The organism is Pantoea phytostimulans, from assembly GCF_046118715.1.
Classification (GTDB): domain Bacteria; phylum Pseudomonadota; class Gammaproteobacteria; order Enterobacterales; family Enterobacteriaceae; genus Pantoea; species Pantoea phytostimulans.
This window is the reverse complement of the sequence record NZ_CP173698.1, coordinates 1,593,918-1,611,975: the sequence shown is the minus strand read 5'-3', so window position 1 is coordinate 1,611,975 and position 18,058 is coordinate 1,593,918. Positions and strand designations below refer to the sequence as shown.

The 18,058-nt window shown below is 52.9% G+C and carries 16 protein-coding genes and 2 tRNA genes; 8 read left to right on the top strand and 10 right to left on the bottom strand.

Annotated features, from left to right (window positions below):
* The first annotated feature begins 77 nt into the window (after nt 1-77).
* Both ACF2G4_RS07615 and tmaR read left to right on the top strand, forming a co-directional pair.
* Nucleotides 78-1,136, top strand: coding sequence for an FUSC family protein (locus tag ACF2G4_RS07615; RefSeq protein ID WP_409075797.1), 1,059 nt, complete (start codon nt 78-80; stop codon nt 1,134-1,136).
* 160 nt (nt 1,137-1,296) lie between these two features.
* On the top strand, nt 1,297-1,617 hold the full coding sequence (gene tmaR / locus ACF2G4_RS07610; protein WP_215846430.1) for a PTS system regulator TmaR: 321 nt from the start codon (nt 1,297-1,299) through the stop codon (nt 1,615-1,617).
* 54 nt (nt 1,618-1,671) lie between these two features.
* On the opposite strand, the gene ACF2G4_RS07605 is transcribed toward tmaR, so the two are convergent.
* Nucleotides 1,672-2,739 (bottom strand): LacI family DNA-binding transcriptional regulator, encoded by a 1,068-nt coding sequence (locus ACF2G4_RS07605; protein WP_409075796.1) that lies wholly within the window; start codon nt 2,737-2,739, stop codon nt 1,672-1,674.
* A 94-nt stretch (nt 2,740-2,833) separates the two neighbouring features.
* Here ACF2G4_RS07605 and ACF2G4_RS07600 point away from each other — a divergent pair, with 94 nt between their 5' ends.
* Nucleotides 2,834-3,607 (top strand): YdcF family protein, encoded by a 774-nt coding sequence (locus ACF2G4_RS07600; protein ID WP_243077622.1) that lies wholly within the window; start codon nt 2,834-2,836, stop codon nt 3,605-3,607.
* Between the two features lie 18 nt (nt 3,608-3,625).
* On the opposite strand, the gene ACF2G4_RS07595 is transcribed toward ACF2G4_RS07600, so the two are convergent.
* Nucleotides 3,626-4,552 carry a ketopantoate reductase family protein gene (locus tag ACF2G4_RS07595; protein ID WP_332627156.1) on the bottom strand — a complete coding sequence of 309 codons (927 nt, stop codon included), beginning with the start codon at nt 4,550-4,552 and terminating at the stop codon, nt 3,626-3,628.
* A gap of 68 nt (nt 4,553-4,620) precedes the next feature.
* Nucleotides 4,621-4,926, bottom strand: a complete 306-nt coding sequence (locus ACF2G4_RS07590; protein ID WP_215846435.1) for a helix-turn-helix transcriptional regulator — start codon at nt 4,924-4,926, stop codon at nt 4,621-4,623.
* Nucleotides 4,927-5,067: 141 nt separating this feature from the next.
* Here ACF2G4_RS07590 and fusA point away from each other — a divergent pair, with 141 nt between their 5' ends.
* Complete coding sequence (fusA, locus tag ACF2G4_RS07585; protein ID WP_332627155.1) at nt 5,068-7,164, top strand: elongation factor G; 2,097 nt, start codon at nt 5,068-5,070, stop codon at nt 7,162-7,164.
* A 24-nt stretch (nt 7,165-7,188) separates the two neighbouring features.
* Here fusA and ACF2G4_RS07580 read toward each other — a convergent pair whose 3' ends face one another.
* Together ACF2G4_RS07580 and ACF2G4_RS07575 are read right to left on the bottom strand one after the other, a co-directional pair.
* Nucleotides 7,189-7,968 (bottom strand): phosphate/phosphite/phosphonate ABC transporter substrate-binding protein, encoded by a 780-nt coding sequence (locus tag ACF2G4_RS07580; protein ID WP_409075795.1) that lies wholly within the window; start codon nt 7,966-7,968, stop codon nt 7,189-7,191.
* A complete protein-coding gene (locus ACF2G4_RS07575; protein ID WP_409075794.1) occupies nt 7,961-8,929 on the bottom strand; it encodes a fatty acid desaturase in 969 nt (322 codons plus the stop codon). Before ACF2G4_RS07575 ends, ACF2G4_RS07580 begins: the two co-directional genes overlap by 8 nt.
* Before the next feature lie 214 nt (nt 8,930-9,143).
* On the opposite strand from ACF2G4_RS07575, the gene ACF2G4_RS07570 reads away from it, so the two are divergent.
* The gene (locus ACF2G4_RS07570) at nt 9,144-10,166 is read left to right on the top strand and encodes an LLM class flavin-dependent oxidoreductase (protein ID WP_243077627.1); all 1,023 of its coding nucleotides are present in this window, start codon (nt 9,144-9,146) and stop codon (nt 10,164-10,166) included.
* A gap of 111 nt (nt 10,167-10,277) precedes the next feature.
* Here the strand turns inward: ACF2G4_RS07570 and ACF2G4_RS07565 are convergent.
* Nucleotides 10,278-10,353: transfer RNA gene (locus ACF2G4_RS07565), tRNA-Asn, on the bottom strand.
* Nucleotides 10,354-10,719: 366 nt separating this feature from the next.
* Here ACF2G4_RS07565 and ACF2G4_RS07560 point away from each other — a divergent pair.
* A complete protein-coding gene (locus tag ACF2G4_RS07560; RefSeq protein WP_215846440.1) occupies nt 10,720-11,841 on the top strand; it encodes a Gfo/Idh/MocA family protein in 1,122 nt (373 codons plus the stop codon).
* A 53-nt stretch (nt 11,842-11,894) separates the two neighbouring features.
* On the opposite strand, the gene ACF2G4_RS07555 is transcribed toward ACF2G4_RS07560, so the two are convergent.
* The 4 genes from ACF2G4_RS07555 to ACF2G4_RS07540 all read right to left on the bottom strand — a co-directional run bounded on the left by ACF2G4_RS07555 (nt 11,895) and on the right by ACF2G4_RS07540 (nt 15,105).
* A complete protein-coding gene (locus ACF2G4_RS07555) occupies nt 11,895-12,725 on the bottom strand; it encodes a glycosyltransferase family 8 protein (RefSeq protein ID WP_215846441.1) in 831 nt (276 codons plus the stop codon).
* Between the two features lie 17 nt (nt 12,726-12,742).
* A complete protein-coding gene (locus ACF2G4_RS07550) occupies nt 12,743-14,125 on the bottom strand; it encodes a D-arabinono-1,4-lactone oxidase (protein ID WP_409075793.1) in 1,383 nt (460 codons plus the stop codon).
* Between the two features lie 75 nt (nt 14,126-14,200).
* On the bottom strand, nt 14,201-14,839 hold the full coding sequence (locus ACF2G4_RS07545) for a TetR family transcriptional regulator (protein WP_243077629.1): 639 nt from the start codon (nt 14,837-14,839) through the stop codon (nt 14,201-14,203).
* A 190-nt stretch (nt 14,840-15,029) separates the two neighbouring features.
* Nucleotides 15,030-15,105, bottom strand: a tRNA-Asn gene (locus tag ACF2G4_RS07540).
* Nucleotides 15,106-15,611: 506 nt separating this feature from the next.
* Here ACF2G4_RS07540 and ACF2G4_RS07535 point away from each other — a divergent pair.
* Both ACF2G4_RS07535 and ACF2G4_RS07530 read left to right on the top strand, forming a co-directional pair.
* Nucleotides 15,612-16,535, top strand: a complete 924-nt coding sequence (locus tag ACF2G4_RS07535; protein WP_409075792.1) for a sugar ABC transporter substrate-binding protein — start codon at nt 15,612-15,614, stop codon at nt 16,533-16,535.
* 32 nt (nt 16,536-16,567) lie between these two features.
* On the top strand, nt 16,568-18,052 hold the full coding sequence (locus ACF2G4_RS07530) for a sugar ABC transporter ATP-binding protein (protein ID WP_409075791.1): 1,485 nt from the start codon (nt 16,568-16,570) through the stop codon (nt 18,050-18,052).
* Nucleotides 18,053-18,058: the final 6 nt, after the last annotated feature.

Sequence of the window (18,058 nt, the reverse complement as noted above, 5' to 3'; positions counted from 1 at the left end):
GTAGAAGTGTCGCTAAGCCTTAGCAAATCTAAGGGTTAGAATAAGGCACGAAATGATCCAACAGCTGGAAAGCCGTTTTGCGCCCTGATAAGCCCATATCGAAACTCGAATTTTGGTTCTACCGCCATTACCGCAGCGTGCATGGCGTGCGCATCGCTATCGCTTTTTTACTGACCTTTCTGTTTGTGCGCATGACCGGTATTCCTGAAGGAACCTGGCCGCTGATCACTTTAGTGGTGGTGATGGGACCTATCTCGACGTGGGGCAACGTTTTTCCGCGCGCCATACAACGCATCTGCGGCACCTTTGCCGGGTCAATATCGGGTTTGATTGCGCTAAAGCTGGAGCTGGTTTCACTGCCGGTGATGCTGGTCTGGTGCGGCGTTGTGATGTTTGTCTGCGGCTATCTCACGCTGGGTAAACATCCTTACATGGCGTTGCTAATTGGTATTACGCTTAGCGTAGTGGTGGGGGCTCCAGCGGGTGACTTCACTGTGGCGCTGTGGCGCGGGGGCGATGTGATTCTCGGGTCGCTGCTGGCGCTGCTGTTCAGCGCTATCTGGGCACAGCGCGCCTACATGCACTGGCGCATTCAGCTGTCAGATTCGCTGGAGAAGATCGCCACTATTTATCACGCCGGTTTCTCGCCTAATCTGGTTGAGAAACCACGTCTGAATAAGCCGCTTGGAAAATTACTCACCACTATTATCAAGATGCGTGCCTTGCTGGAGCCTTCCAGTAAAGAGACGCGGATACCCAAATCGGTGTTTGAAGCGATTCAAACCATCAACCGTAATATGGTGTACACCGTTGAAATGCAGATCAACGCGTGGTGGGCATCGCGTGAAAGCCATCTCATCTTACTGAACGCATCGACGTTACGCCGCACCCAGCAGATGACGGAAAACGCGCTGCGCGCGCTGTCGCGCCTGGCGGTATGCGGTGAAACCGAAGAGGTGATCGCTACCAGTCATGAGCTGGCAGAGATTACGCGTGAATTGAAGCAGTTAATTGCCGATGCAGGCAGTGAAAGAATTGAGGAGACGCCGATTTACGGCTACGTCTGGATCAGTCTGGAGCTGGCGAAACAGCTGGAAAGGATGAATGATTTACTGCGTTTGGCGCTGCGCAAATAATCACCTCAGACAATGACTTAATGTGAAACCCGCTTTCTTTGCGCTAAGATAAGAGCCAGTCTGAATTTAGCTGTGAAAATTGCTTACAAGGCTGGCTAGCCGCTAAGCTGATCGTTTTGACTCTCTCCCTGCGACAGCAGGCTCAAAGAAAGGTGCCATCATGGAAAATGCCAAGCAATCATTTCAGGACGTACTGGAGTTCGTACGTATGTTCCGCCGCAAGAACAAACTGCAGCGTGAAATTCACGACAACGAAAAGAAAATTCGTGACAACCAGAAGCGTGTGCTGCTGTTGGACAACCTGAGTGAATACATTAAACCCGGCATGAGCATTGAGGCGATTCAGGAAATCATCGCCAGCATGCGCGTTGACTATGAAGATCGCGTTGACGAATACATCATTAAAAACGCCGATCTGTCGAAAGAACGTCGTGATTTGTCGAAAAAGATTAAAAGCATGGGCGAACCGAAAGCGCAGTAAATTAAGCCGATGTAACACCTACAGACTTGAAAAGTGCCCAAGCGGGCACTTTTTTTATGCCTTGTGCTCAGCCAGACGTCGCGCAATCTGTTGCAACTGCTGCGCCATTTCCGGTAAATCCTGCTTGCCGTTACCTGGCGCAGCCGTGGATTCCCGCAATACCAACGCGGTTTTCAGTTCTGCCATCGGCAGTGCTTCTCCGCGCAGCTGCGCTAACAATCGATCCACGCTGACTTCACCCAGCCGCTGTAAATCCTGACGTACCGTGCTCAGCGGTGGCTGATACCACGCGCTTTCCACTGTATCGTCGTAGCCCATGACGGATATTTCACCAGGCACAGTGACGCCATGCTGATGCAGCGCGCGCATCGCACCCAGCGCCATTTGATCGTTTGCCACCAGCAAGGCTTGCGGTAAATCGTGGGGAAGTTGAGCCAGCAACGCCCGATAACCCGATTGCGCGCTCCAGTCACCGCGCAGTATGCAGTGTGGCGTTAGCTGATGCGTCGCCAGCGAGGCGATCCACGCTGCTTCACGCTGGCGTGCCGACACCGACTGTTCCGGCCCGTTCAGCAGACCTATTTTCTGGTGTCCCAGTGATACTAAATATTCAACTGCCGCTTGCGCACCTGCAGCATTGGGATACTGACACTGCGCCACTGCCGCCTGCGGCTCAACATCTAAAAACAGCGTCGGCTTTGCGCCGCACAACGTTTGAATCTGCTCTGCCTGTGGCGCGCTAAGCGGTAGGTTGATCAGCAAGCCATCAACGCGCTGCGCCAGCAGTTCATTTATCGTGGCTTCCGCCTGATTGCCGCTGTCCATGGCAATCACCAAATGATACCCGGCGGCTGCGGCACGCTGCTGGATCGCAGACGCAATCTGTGCCGGTGCCATTAACGCTAAGTCGCTGGTGGCAAGCCCCAGCGTGCGGGTGGCTTTTCCCGCCAGCTGTTGCGCCACGCGGTTCGGCACATAATTAAGCTGCTGCATCGCCGCTTCGACTTTTTCACGCGTGCGCGGTGAAACTTGTTCAGAGCGATTAAGCACGCGAGAAACGGTTTGATAGGAGACGCCAGCCAGTTGGGCCACGTCATCAAGGGTCACGGAGCGGGAAGTCATTGAACTCTCCTGAAGATAGAGCGGCGAGTGTAGCAAATTTTCCAGCCAGCATGCCGGGAGAGCGGTACACTGCGCGCTGCACAGGAGAAAAAATATGCAACTCAGCGACAACGAAATTCAGGATATCAACGTGATTGCCGCCTGGCTGGCGCTTGATGACATGCCGCATCAGGGTGAAATCAGCGCTGATCTGGCTATTCTTGCCGGCCATTCGGTGTTACCCAATATCGAAGGTGCGGTGGCGCTGGCGAAAAAATTTGATCTGCCTCTCTTGATCAGCGGAGGAAAAGGGCATGCCACGCCGGTATTAGCCGAAGCGATGGCAACGCATCCGTTTTACCGTCAAATTGATACCCAGGACATGGGCGAAGCGCAGATGCTGGCAGCCATTGCCCGCACCTTCGCGGCACTAACGGATCAACAGTTGCTGTTAGAAGGTGCCTCGCGCAACTGCGGCGAGAACGCGGCATTCAGCCAGCGTTTGCTGGATGAAAAAAATATTCAGCCGCAGCATGTGGTGTTGATTCAGGATCCGCTGTTGCAGCGTCGTACGGATGCGACATTCCGCTGGCAATGGCGCGATCGTGCAGATGCGCCGCAGTTCATCAACTGGCCGGTATTTACGCCACAGCTGATTCTTGACGCGGGCATGGCGCGCATTATTGGCGCACCACCGCAGGGATTGTGGTCGCTGGAGCGTTTTCTTTCGCTGCTGATGGGCGAAGTGCAGCGTTTACGCAATGACGAACAAGGTTATGGGCCGCGAGGCAAAGGCTTTTTCGGCGAGGTTGAAATGCCAGATGAGGTGGATGCCGCGTGGCAAAGGCTGATGCATCTGCCTAATATTCAGGGACGCATCAGCCGTTAAAGGCTAACAATTTACCGGTTAATGTGCGTGATGCTTAGTCTGTAAATAGACCTGCAAATTGACGTTTACCGCATTCAGCAACGGCGCATTAATGCCGTTGCGTTTGGCGCGTAACAGCAGGTCGCCAATGATTTGATCCGCTTCGATGTCAAAACCTTGCGTCAAATCGCGGTACATTGAAGAGGTCATTGGCGTGGCAGGATTACTCAATACTTCAAAAATCTTCGCTGTGATAGCTGGACGCGGTTGATAACCTTCCGCGCTGATCACCGCAAGAATCTCACTAAAAATGCTCTGCAGCAGCGCTTCGCCGCCCTGAGATTGCAAAACCTGTTGCGTGTTGCCGCGTGCCAGCGCGCACACCGCACCAAGCGTACTCAACAGCAGCCATTTTTCCCACAGCTCGCTGATGATGTTGTCGGTGAAAAAGGTCTCCACCACGCTCTCTCGCAGGGCGTCATCAATTCGCTGCAACCGCGCATCATTGTTGCCATCCAGTGCGCCGTAGTAAATTTGGTGAAGCGGGGTCATCTGTACCACTTCGCCATTTTTGCCTAGCGTCGCGTTGATTTTGCACAAACCGCCAATCACCTTGTCTGCGCCAAAGTGCTCGCACAGCGTATCAATGTGGCGCATTCCGTTGAGAATCGGCATGATCAACGTGTCAGGCCCAACGGCTGGCGCGATATCCTCCAACGCCTGCTCAAGAGCAAAACTCTTCACCGTGATCACGATTAGATCGTAATATCCGTCCAGAGAGCTGGCCTGCACCAGTTGCGGTTGCAGTGTTTCAGTGCCTTGCGGCGTCTGTAAAATCAGCCCGGTCTCCCGCAGCTGAGTCAAGCGGCGCTCACGCACCAGAAACGTCACGTCTTGTCCCGCTTGCGCCAGACGTGCGCCAAAATACCCGCCGGTTGCGCCGGCCCCAACAATCAGAATGCGCATGCTATTTTCCCTTGCCTGAAAACCTTTACCTTAAAACCTGACGCGTAGGGTTGCCAGCCATCAAATGCTTAATTATGTGCGATGGCGGTCAACAAGGTTTGGAGCAAGCCGGGAAAGCGCTGGTCAAGATCGTCCTGTCGTAACGAAATCAGATTTTCCCGGCCCATCGGTCGTTGCCAGATCACGCCGCTGTCGCGCAGCACGCGCCAATGATGCGTCATGGTCGATTTTGCTACCTCGCCGCGCAACGCGCCACAAGGCTGTTCACCTTGTCGTGCCAGCGTCTGCACAATCTCCAGTCGCAGCGGATTTCCTAATGCAAACAAAACATTCTCGAGGCGGATTTGCTCCGCTTCCGGGTGATTCGCAATCATAAATTCCTGTGTAGTGATCTAAATTTGATGAATTATAGCTCAAACTGTACGTATATATACGTACCATTGGTCTAAGCTTGCTGACGCAGGTGAGCAAATGGTGCTCATCGCATTAATGGTCAAAATGACTAAGGACGCATCATGCCCCGACCCCTTCCACTCGCACGTTACCGCAACATCGGCATCTCCGCGCACATCGATGCCGGTAAAACCACCACCACCGAGCGCATTTTGTTTTATACCGGAATGAGCCATAAGCTGGGGGAAGTGCACGATGGCGCTGCAACAACCGACTGGATGGCGCAGGAGCAAGAACGCGGCATCACCATAACATCCGCCGCGGTGAGTTGCTTCTGGCCTGGCATGAATGGCAGCTTTGAGCCGCACCGCATCAACATTATCGACACGCCCGGACACGTTGATTTCACCATCGAAGTTGAACGGTCGATGCGCGTTTTGGATGGCGCGGTAATGGTTTACGACGCGGTAGGCGGCGTACAGCCGCAATCAGAAACCGTTTGGCGTCAGGCCAATAAATACCGCGTACCGCGTTTAGCCTTCGTTAACAAAATGGATCGCCAGGGCGCAGACTTTTTCCGCGTTGTGCAGATGATGCAGGATCGCCTTAAGGCGCATCCAGTGCCGATTGTGATTCCGATTGGCAGCGAAGAGCATTTTGTCGGCGTGGTTGACCTGAATAAAATGCAGGCGATTTACTGGGATGATGCCACGCAAGGCATGACGTTTAGCTACGGTGACGTCCCGGAATCGTTGCGCGAACAGGCGCAAGTCTGGCGCGAGAAAATGGTGTCGGCTGCGGCGGAAGCCAACGAAACGCTGACCGAAATCTGGCTGGAAAAGGGCGATCTCAGTGAAACAGAGGTCATTGAAGGGCTTCGTCAGCGCACGTTGCTTGGCGAGATTCAGCCGATGCTGTGCGGCAGCGCGTTCAAAAACAAAGGTGTTCAGCGCATGCTGGATGCGGTAATTGAGCTAATGCCGTCGCCCGCCGATATTCCGTCGGTACAAGGCGTGGATGAACATGGCAAGATCGTTGAGCGTCACACTGACGATGACGAACCGTTCTCAGCGCTGGCGTTTAAATTAATGAGCGATCCTTTTGTGGGGCAGCTGACTTTTGTGCGCGTCTATTCAGGCGTGCTGCGCAAAGGCGACAGCGTGTATAACGCGGTAAAAGGCAAGAAGGAGCGCATCGGTCGCATTGTCCAGATGCATGCGAATGCCCGACACGAAATCGATGAGATTCGTGCCGGTGACATTGCGGCGTGTGTGGGATTGAAAGAGGCGACCACGGGCGAAACGCTGTGCGATCCCAACGCGATCATTACGCTTGAGCAGATGGAATTCCCGGAACCGGTGATTTCGCTGTCGATCGAGCCAAAAACCAAGGTCGATCAGGAGAAAATGGGGCTCGCGCTGCAACGTCTGGCGGCAGAAGATCCTTCGTTCCACCTGCATACTGATGAAGAGTCGGGCCAGGCGATTATCTCTGGCATGGGCGAACTGCATCTGGAAATCATCGTTGACCGTCTGAAACGGGAATTTGGTGTTGAAGCCAATATTGGCCGTCCGCAGGTCACTTACCGTGAAACCTTGCGCAAAGCGGTACATGACATTGAAGGCAAATTTGTGCGTCAGTCTGGCGGTAAAGGGCAATATGGACACGTGGTGCTGAGCCTGGAACCACAACCAGCGGGCAACGGCTTTGCTTTTGTCGATGCCACCAAAGGCGGTGTAGTGCCACGTGAATACATTCCTTCCGTTGAGAAGGGGATTCGCGAAGCGCTGAACAGCGGTGTGCTGGCGGGTTATCCGATTGTGGATATCAAAGCGACATTAACGTTTGGTTCTTACCACGATGTCGATTCGTCTGAGATGGCGTTCCGCATGGCCGCGATTTTGGGCTTCCGCGCCGGGGCAAAATTGGCCGATCCGGTGATCCTTGAACCGATCATGAAGGTTGAGGTGGAAACACCGGAAGAGTACGCGGGCGGCATTATGGGCGATCTCTCCTCTCGTCGTGGAGCAGTACAGGGCATGGATGAGCATTTTGGCGGGCGCATTATTCGCGCTGAAGTGCCGCTGTCTGAGATGTTTGGCTACTCGACCAATGTGCGTTCGCTGACGCAAGGCCGGGCAACTTACAGCATGGAATTCCATCACTACGCGCAGGCACCACGGCAGGTTGCCGACGCGATCATCGCCTCACGTAAATAAGCATAATGCGGCAGGGAAGCCGCGTTATAGCTGTGCAACGCCAAGCCTGACGGCGGCCTGTTCCCATTCCTGCACGGGGTGATAAAAATGCCGATCGACCTCACTGAAGTGACTTATCAAATTAGCCGCACACACCGCCCGATACCTCTCATCCTTGACCAACGCTGCCAACGCACTGCGCAACTCTGCCAGCGTGGCGTCTGAGGTGGCAGTTGAGGTGATCAACGGCAGCGCGGGCGACAAGGGCGTTTCCCCGATAATCGCCAGCCCATGTTGCTCTTCCGGTGCATAGCGTTGCAGCAAAGCCCAGGTTACGCAATCGATGGCAGCAAGATCGGCTGCTCCCTTACGCAGCGCCGCCAGCGACAGGCGATGACCGCCGCTGAAAATAACCTGCTTAAAGGCGACAGATTGCTGCGCCACGACATAGAGCAATGCGTTATAGCCTGAGTGAGAATCTGCGCTGTTACAGACTGCGCGGCGTCCGTGAAAATCTGCCAGCGTTTTGGTTTTGTCTTGAGCACGCGCCACTAAAAAGCTGCGATAGCATGCGCCTTCACACCCCGCTGCCGTAGAGTGGAATACGCCCACTAACTTGACGTCGGGCAGGCTGCTGACCAGCGGATAACCACAGGTTTGGCTCAATAACAGCCGCGGATCCTGCCAATGTGCCAGCAGATTGTCCGGCCAGATAATCTGCGTTTCAAGGCCGCGCTGTGCCAGCAAATCGGCAATCGCCTGCGTCAACTGCCGGGTTGCGGCGTGGTCAATGTCGTACATCGGCAATGAAAGCTGTTCAGTCATGCTTTTTCTCGCTACGTCGTCCTGGATGAGCATTCACAGCCACCGGTTTCGCCCAAAACTGGCGCAACCACACTGCGTATCCGCCCACGCGAAAACCGTGATTGCGCTGGTGATAGCTTTCACGGTAAAGCAGATACAGGTGGCGCAGGCCATACCAGGGCACGCCTGGCAGATCGTGATGCACTGAATGATAGTTCAGGTTGAGAAACAGAATTCGCCAGACCAGCGCCGCTTCGTTGTTCACCGAGCGCGCCAGCGGTTCTTCCGCCGCTTGATGCTCAAGAAAAGAGCGCACTTTGGTCAGCGCCAGCGCCGGATAACTCACCGCCGCCATGAACCACAGCGGCGAAAATCCTTGTTGCGCCATCCAGCTAAACAGCGCTACCAGCATCGTCCAATGCAGCACCCACATCACTAGCGCGGGCAGGTTGAAAGTGTATAGCGCCAGCCACACCGCGTTAAACGTGCCGAGCACATCCAACAGCGGGGCGATGAGCAGGCGACCAAAAAAGGTATTGCGCAGGTGAATAACCTGTTGCTGCCAGCGCGGCAGTTGTGCCCAGCGCGTCGGCGAAAAGTAATAGGTTTCAGGATCGTCATCCGGCTCGGTCAACGTGTGGTTACGGTGATGCGCCAGATGCGAATCGCGGTACAAACCAAACGGATACCAGACCGCCAGCGGCAGCATGCCAAACAGCTGATTAACGCGTGGCCAGCGAGTCGGATGGCCATGAATCAACTCATGCTGTAGCGACATATACCAAGCGGTGAACCAAATCAGCAGCAAGGTTGCAGGCAGTAAACCCAGCGTTTGCCAGTGGATCAGCGTGGCGAACCAGCCGCCATACACAGTAATAATCAGCAGCCAGGTTGGCAGTTCGCTGCGCCATAGCCAGCTGCGAGCGAGTTGGTGAAGCAGCTGGCGCTGCTGAGCATTGAGGTAGCCGGGAGATGTTTTCAACCTGTTCTGCCTGAGAAACGTTGCATGATTCACAGACGATGTAAGAAAGGCGGGAGAAAGACAAAGACCTTAATTTTCTTAGCTATGTCGAATTTCTCGAATGTGGGGTTGAAAGAAATTGACTATCAGTGGCGGCCCGGCTGGCGTAACCTTTCTGCATCAAGAATTGTCTTATGACGCGAGGGCGAAAATGGCCCACCTGGAGAAGTCACACATGAAAAAAATTGGTTTTTTATCCTTTGGTCACTGGACGCCGTCTTCACAGTCGGCGACGCGTTCAGCGCAAGACGTGTTGCTACAATCGATCGATTTAGCCGTAGCGGCAGAAGAATTGGGTGCTGATGGCGCTTATTTCCGTGTGCACCATTTTGCTCGCCAGCTCAGCTCGCCTTTCCCGCTGTTAGCGGCTGTCGGTGCACGCACCAGCAAAATTGAAATCGGGACTGGCGTCATTGATATGCGCTATGAAAATCCACTCTATATGGTGGAGGATGCCAGTGCCGCTGACCTGATTTCCAACGGCCGCCTGCAACTGGGCCTGAGTCGTGGTTCGCCAGAGCAGGTGATTGATGGCTGGCGCTACTTTGGTTTCGAACCGAAAGCGGGCGAAACGGATGCCGATATGGGACGTCGTCACACCGAAGAGTTTTTGGAAGTACTGCGTGGCGAAGGGTTCGCTAAACCGAACCCACAACCGATGTTTGCGAACCCGCCGGGCTTGCTGCGTCTTGAACCGCTATCGGAAGGATTGCGCGATCGTATCTGGTGGGGTTCAGGCTCCAACGCCACCGCAGAATGGGCGGCGAAAATGGGCATGAACCTGCAAAGCTCGACGCTGAAAGATGATGAAACTGGTGAACCGTTCCATATTCAGCAGGCAAAACAGATTCGCGCCTATCGTGCAGCCTGGAAAGCTGCAGGGCATCAGCACGAGCCACGTGTTTCCGTTAGCCGCAGTATCTTTGCTTTGGTGAATGACATGGACCGCGCCTATTTTGGTCGCAGCGGACAGGAACAGGATTCCGTGGGTTTCCTTGATGAGAAAACGCGCGCCATCTTTGGTCGCAGCTACGCGGCAGAGCCGGAAGCGCTGATCAAACAGCTGGCACAGGATGAAGCGATTGCCGAAGCCGATACGCTGCTGCTTACCGTGCCGAACCAGCTTGGTGTGGCGTATAACGCACACGTGATTGAAGCTATTTTGAAATACGTTGCGCCGGAACTCGGCTGGCGTTAACACCTGTTGCCGCGGCCTGGCCGCGGCTGACGCACCGTCAATCAAAAGTGCGTCATGAAAAACAGGCAATAAAAAGCCCGGTCTTTTTGCAAAGACCGGGCTTTTCGAATTTGGCTCCTCTGACTGGACTCGAACCAGTGACATACGGATTAACAGTCCGCCGTTCTACCGACTGAACTACAGAGGAATCGCTTGAACGGGGCGCATGTTAACGGCACCCCATGTTCTTGTCAAAGCTCTTTTTCACAAAATCGTCTGACTGCTGAAATATACGCCAATCACGCCTTTTGCCAGTAAAAATCGGCCTGATCTGCATCGTCTAAAAAATGCCTGCCTGTGAAATGAAATTTCTGGAACGCTTCCATTTTAGCCGCGTTTTATGAGGTGATTGTGAGGTGTTAAGAAGAGACTTAATGCTTGTCAGCATGCAGTTTAAATGGTTCTCACCGATAGTTTTTTATCATCATCACATTTATTTCATTTCTACTTTGAAAAGCGTCTAAATGAAATTTACATTCCGCTTTAATCTCATATTTAACCGGCGGAGTAAAAAATGAATAAAGTCAGAATCGGCATGATTGGCAGTGGCTATATTGGACGTTGTCACGCAATTGCCTATGCGCAAGCGCCCACGGTTTTTGCCCTTAAAGGCGAAATTGTGCGTGAAATGCTGGCAGAGGTGAACGCAGATTTAGCCGCAAAACAGGCTGCCACCTTTGGCTTTAGCCGCTCCACTGGCGACTGGCGCGAGCTGGTACGCGATCCCAACATTGATGTTGTCGATATCTGCGCACCAAACTTCCTGCATAAAGAGATGGCGCTGGAAGCGATTCGTCACGGCAAACATGTTTACTCAGAAAAGCCGCTCTCCCTGACGGTTGCGGATGCTGAAGAGATGGTGGCGGCGGCCAACGCGGCGGGCGTGAAAACGCTGGTGGGCTTCAACTACATGAAAAACCCCACCAGCCAGCTGGCGAAAGAGATTATTGCGCGCGGCGAAATCGGTGAAGTGGTGCATTTTTACGGTACGCACAACGAAGATTATCTGGCTAAACCAGAAACCCCACTCGACTGGCATTGCCAAAAAGCGCTGGCAGGATTAGGCGCGCTGGGCGATCTGGCGGCGCACATCGTCAACATGGCGCACTATTTGGTGGGCGATATTGCTGAAGTGAGCGGCGATATGATGACGGTGATTAAATCGCGCCCTAATCCTAAAGATCTCAGCCAGCACGTGGCGGTTGAAAATGAAGATCAGGCCAGTGCACTGCTGCGATTTAACAATGGTGCGCACGGCGTAATTGAAACCTCACGCATCGCCTGCGGCAGCAAAATGGGGCTGACTTATGTGGTCACTGGTACCAAGGGCACGCTGCGTTATACCCAGGAACGCATGGCCGAAATTGAGCTTTATCTTCACGATGATCCCGCGGGACGTCAGGGATTTAAGACGATTTTAACCGGCCCGGCGCATCCCGATTATGCCAATTTTTGTATTTCGGCGGGCCACGGCATCGGTTTTAACGATCAGAAGACAGTAGAGATCCGCGACTTAATCAACGGCATCGCGGCGGGCGACAAAATGTGGCCTGATTTCGCTGAAGGCTTACAGGTGCAGAAAGTATTGGAAGCGATTGCGGTCTCTGCTATGGAACGTAAATGGATGCCGGTGTGAGGTTTAGGTAGAGAGTAAATAGCCTGCCTCCACAAGGGAAGGCAGGCTGCACATTAACGTTCTGCGCTTTTTTCCCACCAGAGTTTATCCAGCGCGTAATACCGGTCACGCTCGATTTCCGGCTGATCTAAATCGCGGTTCCACGGCTTAGCCAGAATGTAGTGCAGATTCTTCACTTCATCGCCTTGCCACATTTGGCTGTGCTGAAACGGCAGTGTTTTCAGTGCATTGTAGATGTAAGGCAGCACCAGCCAACGTCCTTCAAACACCTCATTCAACAAATCTTGCTCAGAGAAGGCGTAAGCACTCAAATCATCGATAGCGGCGATGCGCTGCTCCAGCGCTTCAAACACCGCGTTATCAGGCTTAAGTACCAGAAAACCGCCGTTGAGATAATTGTCGAGCTCGGCGGGTGCCGGCTCACCGCGATCCTGCCAGGTATAATGGCACGCTTCCGGCTGCCAGCTGGCGGGGTAAGAGGCAATTTTATTGGGATTACAGCGGCAAGCGTGACACGCCGCCAGCTGATTATCACCGAGATCCAGCGTAAACAGCTCATCCATGTTTTGCAGTACCAGCATGTCGGCGTCTAAAAACACCACGCGCTCACACTCGGTGAGCTGCCAGGCACGCAGTTTGGTCCAGACTTCACCAAACTGGGCGGATGCGTAGTGCTGATCCAGGTCATCACGCGGATAGAGCGGGTCAACATGGTGAATAACGCAGCCTTGTGCCTGCAAATCTTCGCGATCGGCTAAGGGGATCGCATCGGTGGTCATCACCACCAGCGGCCAGCGTGTTTCGCTCTGTTTCAGCGAGCGGTGCAGCGCTTTCACGCCGACTAAATAATCGGGTTGAGTCAACAACGTTACCCAAGCAAACATGATTTTCCCCGTTTAATTCAATCAAAAAGTGTATTGATGTAGTCGTTACTGAAGCGAAGCTGTGGATCGAGCTGACGGCGCAAGGCGCGGAACTCATCCCATTTAGGGTAGATTTCTCGCCACGTGTAGCGCTGGTCATCGTAGTATTTACCCCAATGCGGACGACCGCCTTCTTCGACCAGCAGTTTTTCTATTTCTGTCAAAAAATGCAGCCCATCCTGCGAAAGTGAACCGTCATCGGCGTAATAAACCACAAAGCCAAAATAGCAGGTAGGGCGCTGGTAAGAAGGGCTTAGCCAGGCGGATGACGCGCCGGTACAGCGCAAAATAATGGGATAATGCATGTGTGGACGATTTTCTGCATACCAGCTTTTGACCTTGCTGATGATGGCGGGCGTGTTTTCCAGCGGGACGCCAATTTCCACATTGATCTGCGGCACCGCAATGCCACGGCAAAATAATTGGTAGATGTCGCCCGTAACATCGGTAAAGTCACGGAAACGGGTCACGGTGCGGAACTGCTTACCGCCTTTACCGTGAATCTGCGTATCGCGATGCATGTGTGCCAGGGTTTGGTCGATGGTGTCGTTCAGGCTGTCGTCACCGGTATTCGCGTGCTCTACAACCTGACGATGGTTCTGCTCATAGCGCTGACATTCAGCGTCACTGGCTTCGTGAGCATTCCAGACATGCATCAAGTTGTCATCGACAAACCACCAGGCTTTGCTCAGCGGATATTCGTCGTTCCAACGCGGTAAATCTTGTTCAAGGTTATCGGCGCTAACGGCAAATTTATGGCAGGTAAAAATGCGGAACGGCTCAGTGCGCAACGTCACGGCGGTGATAATGCCCAGTGCGCCCAGCGTGACCTGTGCAGCGGCAAAATCATCATCGCCACGGTCAAATTCACGCAGCGAGCCATCGGCGAGCACCATGCGAATGCGCAGCGCTTCATCCGCCAATGAACTTTGCTGTAATCCCTGGCCGTGCGTGCCGGTAGCCATCGCACCCGCCAGCGTCTGCACTGCAATGACGCCGGGTGACGATCCCAGCATCCGATCCATTTCCGTCAGTGTGCGATAAACCTGTTGCAGCGGCGTAGACGCGCCAAAAGTAACGCTGTTTTCATCGCTGGCGATCAGGCCGGAAAGGGCACTGAGATCCAGCAGTAAATCGTTCTCGCCCACATGTAGCATTCGGCCAGGCGAAAGTTTGCTGCCAACCACGCGTACCTGGCATTGTGACTGGCGAAGTAATTGCTGAAGTTCCGCTTCGTTTGCCGGACGTTTTACCTGCTGACGGCTGCCAACCTGAGCGTTTTGTGCCCAGTTCCACAGTGCGTCATCTTGTGGTTCAACATGAGTTTGGCGAAGCGGATAAAGGCGGGCGTCTCTGCTCACAACTGCATTCCTGTTTTAAGGTATTTGCGGGTTCGTCTATCAAGCGTAGACCATTACTTACACGGGCTGGCTTTGCTAATCGTGCTTGCGGATGTAGCGTAACGTTGCTGTCACCGCGAGGTGACGATTTCGTTGGATGCTCTCCTCTTCGTTGTTGTCCGGGCTGAACAACGCATTAAAGGTATAGCGATTTGATACGTGGTGGACGCAAATACTGCTGATCAGGCGATGCACATCGATGGTTTGCACCTCTTTAATGAACAGGCCTTGCTGCTGACCGCGCGTCAGGATGTCATCCAGCAGATCCAGCGCACTGCGATTAAGTTCTTTAATGCGTGCGGATTGGCTGATGTAGCGGCCACGCAGCAGGTTTTCGGTACAGACTAAACGCATAAAATCGGGGTGCGAAACATGGTAATCAAAGCTGGCTTCGACCAGTTTAGTCATCGCGATTTCGGGTGACATGACGGCCAGATTCAGGCCCGTTTCATGCTGGCGAATCGCCTGATAAACCTGCTCAAGCACCTCAATATAAAGCTGCTCTTTAGTGCCAAAGTGATACACCACCATGCGTTTGGTGGTTTGCGCGTTCTCAGCGATCTGCTCCATGCGCGCACCCTGCATACCGAACTCAGCAAAGGTTTTTAATGCACCTGCGACAATGCGTTTTTTTAGCCCTTCCGGGTCATTTTTTCGTTTTGTAATATCCGACATGGGGCTCAGTAACAGGAGTAATGAAAGGGATACTTTAACACAGCCGCGGCTTGATGCTTTTGGCAGCAGAGGCGACTGCGGTAATTCTGCCAGGAACCCGATGCCCGTTTGCTCGCGTCGAAACCGCGAAAACACCGCGCGAAGAAAACAAAAAGCCCGCTCAGGTTTCCCTGAGCGGGCTTTTCAAATTTGGCTCCTCTGACTGGACTCGAACCAGTGACATACGGATTAACAGTCCGCCGTTCTACCGACTGAACTACAGAGGAATCGTTTGAACGGGGCGAATATTAACGACGCTGCTGCGGGTTGTCAAAGCCCTCTTTGTCTTATTGCGTTCAAGTGCTCGTAAAAGCAGCGGATTGCCGCATTTTTATGGTATTCGCCTGCTTTTCAATCTGCCAACGAGATCTCACTTTAAGCGCATTTCTCTGTAGATGTTAGAGGCGTGTCAAAGTTTTGTTATTTGACGATGTTAAAACAATCATTTCAGTGCTTTTATGATAAAAATTTCAAAACGCCAATATATGGAACAAATGAACTGCTTATGGTCACTGAGGAAATTAAGTGAAAAAAGTGAAACGCGATTTTGAAATTAAATGGTTTGAGATCAAGAGATTGTGAAAAGTAGTTGTCGGTCACAAAAATGCGTTAAACCGAAAGTCTTACCTTAACAAACTGATAAAAAACGCCAGCAGTGTTGAATGAATGTAAAAGATATTTTTCATTCGCGGTGTCAACTCACTGAGCAAGTTAACAATAAAGAAGGGTTCCTATGAACATTAAAAAAACGATCGTTGCTTCACTGTTAGCCTGCATGTTGCCCGCCGCCGCAATGGCAAAAGATATTCAAGTTGGCGTCTCTATGGCGCTGTTCGATGACAACTTTCTGACCATTATCCGTACCTCAATACAGAAAGAGATGCAGAAAGATGGTGTAAAAGGCCAGATCGAAGATGCCAAAGGTGATGTGGCGCAGCAGTTACAGCAGGTACAGAACTTCATTGGTCAGGGCGTAGACGCCATCATCGTGAACCCAGTGGATACCAACGCGGTGAAACCGATCATGGATCAGGCCACCAAAGCGGGTGTGGCGCTGGTGTTCGTTAACCGTCGTCCCCAGGCTGAGCTCACAGACAAAATGGCTTATGTCGGTTCCGATTCTGAACTGGCCGGGCGTTTACAGATGGAAGCGCTGGCTAAAGCGATGAATGGTAAAGGCAACGTAGCGATTCTGCTGGGCGATCTGGCAAACGAAGCGACGCGTGACCGTACTAAAGGGGTAGAAGCGGTGGTCGCCAAATATCCGGGTATCAAAGTGGTACAGAAGCAAACCGCGAAATTTATGCGTAACGATGCGGTTGATGTGGTGAGTAACTGGATGACCGCAGGTGATGAGATTACCGCCATTGCCTCTAACAATGACGAAATGGCCATCGGAGCGTTACAAGCGCTGGGCAAAAATCCGGATCACATTTTGATTGCTGGCGTCGACGGCACGCCTGATGCCTTGCAAATGCTGAAGCAAGGCAAAATTGTTGCCACTGTGTTCCAGGATGCCAAAGGTCAGGGTGAAGGCGCGGTGCAAACGGCGATAAAATTGGTTAAAGGCGAGAAAGTGCAGAAGGTAGTCGACATTCCTTATCAGCTCATCACGAAAGACAACATGGAACAGTTTACTTCTCGCAATCTGAAATAGTCGTTCCCGACTTAGCCGTACGGAGGTGATGTATGACCGCTTTTGCGCTTGAAGCCGAAGGTATCAGCAAATTTTTCCCGGGAGTCAAAGCACTCGACAACGTCTCGCTGCGCGTGCGTTCGGGAACGGTGCATGCCTTGATGGGCGAAAATGGCGCGGGCAAATCCACTTTAATGAAGTGCCTTATCGGGATGTACCGTCCCGATATGGGCACCATCCGCATTAAAGGGGAGCCGGTGCAGTTTCAGGACACGATGGACGCGTTGCGTTCCGGCATTTCGATGATTCACCAAGAGTTGAATCTGGTGCCGTACATGACAGTCGCTGAGAACATCTGGCTGGGACGTGAACCGATGAAGTTTGGCTTCGTCGATCACGGCAAGCTTAACCAGATAACTCAGGAGCTGTTAAACAGACTGAATATTCGGTTGAAAGCCGATCGGATGGTGGGCGAGCTCAGCATTGCGTCGCAGCAAATGGTCGAAATTGCCAAAGCGGTGTCATGGAATTCAGACGTCGTGATCATGGATGAACCCACTTCCGCGCTGACGGAAACCGAAGTTGCCCATCTGTTTACCATTATTCGCGACCTGCGTGAGCAGGGCAAAGCCATTATCTATATCAGCCATAAGATGGATGAGATTTTCGCGATTACTGACGAAGTCAGTATTTTCCGTGATGGCAGCTGGATTGGCAGCAACCAAACCTCGGCGTTTACACGCCAGTCGCTGATCACCCAAATGGTGGGGCGTGAACTCACCCAGCTCTTCCCGAAATTCAACAATGCCATCGGCGAAGATGTGCTGACGGTGCGTAATCTCACCTGCAAAGATCGCTTCACCGACATCAATTTTACGCTGCGTAAAGGGGAAATCCTCGGTGTTGCGGGACTGGTTGGCGCAGGGCGCAGCGAGGTGATGGAAAGTCTGTTTGGTATGGAGAGTTTTGACAGCGGCGAAATGCTGATTGATGGCGTGCCGGTGAATATCGATTCACCCTCGACAGCGATTGAGAAAGGCATGGCGTTTCTGACAGAGGATCGTAAAAAGTCCGGGCTGTTTCTGGTGTTGTCGGTGATGGAGAACATGAGCATCGTCAACATGCCGGAATACAGCGGCAAAAGCGGCTTTGTCAGTCACGTGAAGATGGCGCAGGACTGCATGGAGCAGATTCGTCGTCTTAACATCAAAACGCCAACCATGGATCAGATCATCAATAACCTCAGCGGCGGTAATCAGCAGAAAGTGTTGATTGCGCGCTGGCTGCTGGCTCAACCCAAGATTTTGATTCTGGACGAACCGACGCGCGGTATTGACGTCGGGGCGAAAGCTGAAATCTATCGCTTGATCAGTGAACTGGCGAATCGTGGCGTGGCAATCATCATGGTGTCGTCTGAACTGCCGGAAATCCTCGGCATGAGCGACCGCGTGATGGTTATGCACGGCGGACGTATAACCGGCATCCTCGATAAAGAAGACGCCGACCAGGAAACCATTCTGTCGTTGGCATCTGAGTGAGGCGTG

Bases quoted from the DNA above. Each gene is read 5' to 3' on its own strand.
- tmaR (WP_215846430.1), top strand. From the start codon at position 1,297: ATGGAAAATGCCAAGCAATCATTTCAGGACGTACTGGAGTTCGTACGT.
- ACF2G4_RS07605 (WP_409075796.1), bottom strand. From the start codon at position 2,739: ATGACTTCCCGCTCCGTGACCCTTGATGACGTGGCCCAACTGGCTGGC.
- ACF2G4_RS07600 (WP_243077622.1), top strand. From the start codon at position 2,834: ATGCAACTCAGCGACAACGAAATTCAGGATATCAACGTGATTGCCGCC.
- ACF2G4_RS07595 (WP_332627156.1), bottom strand. From the start codon at position 4,552: ATGCGCATTCTGATTGTTGGGGCCGGCGCAACCGGCGGGTATTTTGGC.
- ACF2G4_RS07590 (WP_215846435.1), bottom strand. From the start codon at position 4,926: ATGATTGCGAATCACCCGGAAGCGGAGCAAATCCGCCTCGAGAATGTT.
- fusA (WP_332627155.1), top strand. From the start codon at position 5,068: ATGCCCCGACCCCTTCCACTCGCACGTTACCGCAACATCGGCATCTCC.
- ACF2G4_RS07580 (WP_409075795.1), bottom strand. From the start codon at position 7,968: ATGACTGAACAGCTTTCATTGCCGATGTACGACATTGACCACGCCGCA.
- ACF2G4_RS07570 (WP_243077627.1), top strand. From the start codon at position 9,144: ATGAAAAAAATTGGTTTTTTATCCTTTGGTCACTGGACGCCGTCTTCA.
- ACF2G4_RS07560 (WP_215846440.1), top strand. From the start codon at position 10,720: ATGAATAAAGTCAGAATCGGCATGATTGGCAGTGGCTATATTGGACGT.
- ACF2G4_RS07555 (WP_215846441.1), bottom strand. From the start codon at position 12,725: ATGTTTGCTTGGGTAACGTTGTTGACTCAACCCGATTATTTAGTCGGC.
- ACF2G4_RS07545 (WP_243077629.1), bottom strand. From the start codon at position 14,839: ATGTCGGATATTACAAAACGAAAAAATGACCCGGAAGGGCTAAAAAAA.
- ACF2G4_RS07535 (WP_409075792.1), top strand. From the start codon at position 15,612: ATGAACATTAAAAAAACGATCGTTGCTTCACTGTTAGCCTGCATGTTG.
- ACF2G4_RS07530 (WP_409075791.1), top strand. From the start codon at position 16,568: ATGACCGCTTTTGCGCTTGAAGCCGAAGGTATCAGCAAATTTTTCCCG.